Source organism: Arthrobacter sp. Hiyo1 (assembly GCF_001263615.2).
Lineage (GTDB): Bacteria > Actinomycetota > Actinomycetes > Actinomycetales > Micrococcaceae > Arthrobacter.
The window spans coordinates 150,410-154,004 of the sequence record NZ_DF952470.1; the positions used below are offsets into that span (position 1 = coordinate 150,410).

A 3,595-nucleotide genomic window follows, 5' to 3' on the forward strand; every position below is an offset into this window, starting at 1 on the left:
TGCCACCGGCTCGGCCTCCCCACGGCGCTGCTCCAGGGCCATTGGTATCCCGGCCCCCACCTGCTGCAGAACGTCATCGATATCGTGTCCCATCACCGCTGCGAGGAAACGAGCCGCATTTGCCGCAGCGATGGCTCCCCGCAGTTCGGACAGGTCAATCCTGGGCACCTGCACCTGTTCGGGCCAGGCATGCAGCTGCATAGGGTGCGACTGGCTCGGCTTCCGCGGCGCCCGGCCTTCCCCGTCGTCATCTGCCCACCGGCGCCCGTACTGGTCCGGGATACTGCCCCAACCCCAGTACGGCAAGGGGACCTCAGGGCGAATACCCAACACATCCAACGGGTCCACCTTCACCTCCCCGACCGCGCACCGGTGTATCCAAGCGTCACCGAGGTCAAACGTAAACTGAAACTCAGCCCCCGGCTCCACCGTCCGGACGACCTTGACAGCAGCAATGTCCATCGGCGCGATGATCGGGCCGCCGATCGATCCGGCCATCTCAGCACCCGTCTCTTCATCAGTAATAACCCGGCCATCGGCCAGGGTAAACAGTGACAGGTGCGAGCGGTCCCACCGGGCGAAGGCATCATTGATGGCATTGGCGAGATCCATGAAGGTATGCGACGGTCCGACCGCGAAGACGCGCCCGGGCCACGGCCAAAGCTCCTCCCCACGACCGCCGAGCAGTTCCACCGTCACCGATAACCAGGTTCGTGCCATGCCCCAAGGATGGCACGAACCGCTACGTAGCCATAACCGCCTAACCGCCAGATTCCGCCCATTCCGTCTCGTGAAAACGTCTCCTCCCGAACCACCGCATAACCGATGCTCCCGCATCGACATCCATACCCTCGTCACAGGCAATTTTCGCTTTTGTGGGCGTGCTTAAGGTGATCGTCGGTTCACGCGGACAAGCCGGCAGCGTGAACCCCTGTACGCGTACTCCGCCGCGACGCGGCCAATTTCTTCGACCCCTCAGGCTTGGACTGGCAGACCAGAAGCGGATGGCGCAGGAACCCCTCAATCGCGTCCGCCGCAGCCGGTGCCCCGCCGGAACCGCGGACGCGGGCACTCATCGCCTCGAGCTTGCCCCGGATCGCCTCGTCGCCGCTGACGTCAAGGACAGTTTCCCGGATCAGTTCGGGGGAAAGCCCCTCCAGGGGGAGCCGTCGCCCGAGTCCCAGATCCTCCACCCGGCGTGCATTCGCGCCCTGTTCGGGCTGCAGCGGGAAGGCAACCAAAGGTACCCCAAAATAGAGCGCCTCCATGGTCGAGTTCATCCCGGTGTGGGAAAGGAACGCATCGGCGCGGGCTAGGACTTCGAGCTGCGGAAAGAACGGCCGTACCTCAATGTTGTCCGGGATATCCCCCAGCTCGGACTCCTCGACGCGCTCTCCGATTGCCATGGCGACTTCCCAGACTGTGCCCGCAAGTCCTTCCAGGCACATCCTGAAGAAATCCGGCCGGTCATTCAACGGGGTGGTCCCCAGCGAGATGAACAACAGCGGCCTGTCCTTGGCCCGGGGCCGCCAGGCTTCCTCGTTGCCACGCAGGCCAAGGCATGGGCCCACGAAGTGGAACCTGCCGTCGAAAGTCTCTCCCGAGGCTGGAATTCCCTCGGGATGAAGGAGATGTTCAACGACGCAGGAGGTCCGCCCATGAACTGCAAATGGCCCACGCCCTGCTCCGCGGCGAAATCATGGATCCGTTGGCCAACCTGTTTCCAGGCCTCGACCATGCCCGGCGGCGGCGGGCCCGGCATGAGGTCCCGCATCGAGAAATGTTCGTTGGTGGCGTAGCTCGGTAGCAACGCAATATCGGGCAACGCCAGCTTCGCGGCAGCCATCTTCCCGGAGAGCGTCATGGCGTCGTAGGCCACCCCGTCCGGCGGGTCCTCTGCGAGCCGGGCCAGCAGCGCCGGGAATTCCTCCCTTGCGCCCTTGAGAATCCGATCGAGCAGTCCAGACATCATTCCGGACGGCATTCCCGCGAACATCCCCGGCATCGGTGACGGACCTCCACTAGCGGGCGCTGCGCCGCCGTCTGCCGGCGTCGGGCTGCCACTCGCGGAACGATCGCGTGGCGGGAGGAAGGCCGCCAGATCCTCTCCGCTGGGAAAGAACACGGCACCGGCAGCTTCGACCGCTTTCGCGTACTTTGCCGACGTCGCATAGGTGACACGGTGGCCCCGGCGAACCAGCTCGGCGACCACCGGCAAGGTCGGGTTCACATGGCCCGCCGCAGGCAGACAGATGAAGGCTACGTGCATCACGCTACTCCCGAGAACAGGGGATCCTTCATTGGGAAAGGTCGGTGCTGTGAACGCTGCGCCGCCGCGATTTCAGCCCGGTCTCCAACTTGGTCCGCACCTCGCGCTTCACCCGGGCGGCAAGCTCAGTCTCATGCATTTCCAGGAAGGTTCGGACTGCGCGCGGATCCCACGGCACCAAGGACCGCAACGCCCAGCTGACTGCCTTGACCACGGTGTCGTCGCGATCGTTGATCAAGATGCCGACGACGCCGAGCGTCCGCTGCGTATCTCCCGTTCCCCAGCGTGACCTCGTGTTGAGCACCGTTGTGGAGACAAGCGCTATGCGCCGCCACCAATGATCCGGGCTCCGCGCCCAGCCGTCGACGTCGGCGTCCGAGATGAGCCCTTCGCGCCACGCGGGTCCCACCAAAACGGTCGCAAAAGCATCAGCCTGCCCCCACGTAGTGATGCCTTCTCCCAAGTGTTCAAGCCGGGCCCGCGTCAGCTCAGCGAAAGCCGCCTGGTGGGCATTGATGAACTCCCAGCCCTCCCAGTCAAAGCCCGCTTGGACGAGCCCTTCGGCGAGATTGAAGACCACCGCCGCGTCCATCGTGGCGATTTCCGCGGAAACCCTGCGGCGGACGGCGCGGAAGCTCGCGGCGTCGTGCTTCTCCAAAGCGCGCAATTCCTCAAGGACGCGCGCCAACAATTGCCCCGGTTGAGTATCCCCCGGAGAGACGAGCACCCCGTGCGAAGCCACTTTCGGCCCCCCGATTTCGCAGCCTCAACGCTACTATGCGGGGGCGTCGTCAGTATCCGGCCCTTCGGCAGGTTCCTGGCTGTGAAGGCCGGTATCGTGCGACACCCAACCCTCCGTTTCCCCTTCGGCAGGGGCGTCGCTGTGATGGCGGACTTCGTTCGGATCTGGTGCCTTGTTCATTCCGGATGCTTCCTGTCCTTCGTTGGACTGTTCCCGCGAACGCCTTAAAGTCTACGCCGGGGAGGGGGCGTGTGGCCTAGGCTAGGCAAGGAACTACCCAACGAATTCAACGGCTGAATGCAGAGGTGAAGAATGGCAAAGCGACCCAACCAGGCAGTAAAGATTGCGCAGGAAACGGCCCACAACGCCATGTTCGACGCCAGCGGCAATGCCAAACCCGGTGTCCACAACGTGCTGCTCCGGGCCGTCGAGGTCCAACGTCCCCTTGTCCTGGCCAACCTGCGCCGCCTGCAACGCAAACACCCGCAGGCCACAGCGGCGCAGCTGGCCGCCAAACTGGAGCGCGACTACCTCGCCGCAGTCACCGGCGGGGAGCCGCCGTCGGGGCAACCGCCGTCGTGCCC

At 64.6% G+C, this 3,595-nt stretch carries 4 protein-coding genes and 1 pseudogene; 1 reads left to right on the top strand and 4 read right to left on the bottom strand.

The window, feature by feature from the left end; genetic code table 11:
- From AHiyo1_RS09645 to AHiyo1_RS09655, 4 genes are all read right to left on the bottom strand, one after another.
- On the bottom strand, positions 1–612 hold a 612-nt coding region (locus tag AHiyo1_RS09645), incomplete at its 3' end, for a hypothetical protein (RefSeq protein ID WP_216363176.1).
- Positions 613–902: 290 nt separating this feature from the next.
- Positions 903–1,502, bottom strand: coding sequence for a nucleotide disphospho-sugar-binding domain-containing protein (locus AHiyo1_RS09650; protein WP_059388427.1), 600 nt, complete (start codon positions 1,500–1,502; stop codon positions 903–905).
- Positions 1,472–2,272, bottom strand: coding sequence for a hypothetical protein (locus AHiyo1_RS24660; protein ID WP_172465553.1), 801 nt, complete (start codon positions 2,270–2,272; stop codon positions 1,472–1,474). The genes AHiyo1_RS09650 and AHiyo1_RS24660 overlap by 31 nt, the downstream gene beginning before the upstream one ends.
- Before the next feature lie 25 nt (positions 2,273–2,297).
- The gene (locus AHiyo1_RS09655; protein ID WP_148667512.1) at positions 2,298–3,011 is read right to left on the bottom strand and encodes a DNA alkylation repair protein; all 714 of its coding nucleotides are present in this window, start codon (positions 3,009–3,011) and stop codon (positions 2,298–2,300) included.
- Positions 3,012–3,323: 312 nt separating this feature from the next.
- Here AHiyo1_RS09655 and AHiyo1_RS09660 point away from each other — a divergent pair.
- Positions 3,324–3,595: pseudogene (locus tag AHiyo1_RS09660) on the top strand (hypothetical protein); the annotation flags it as partial.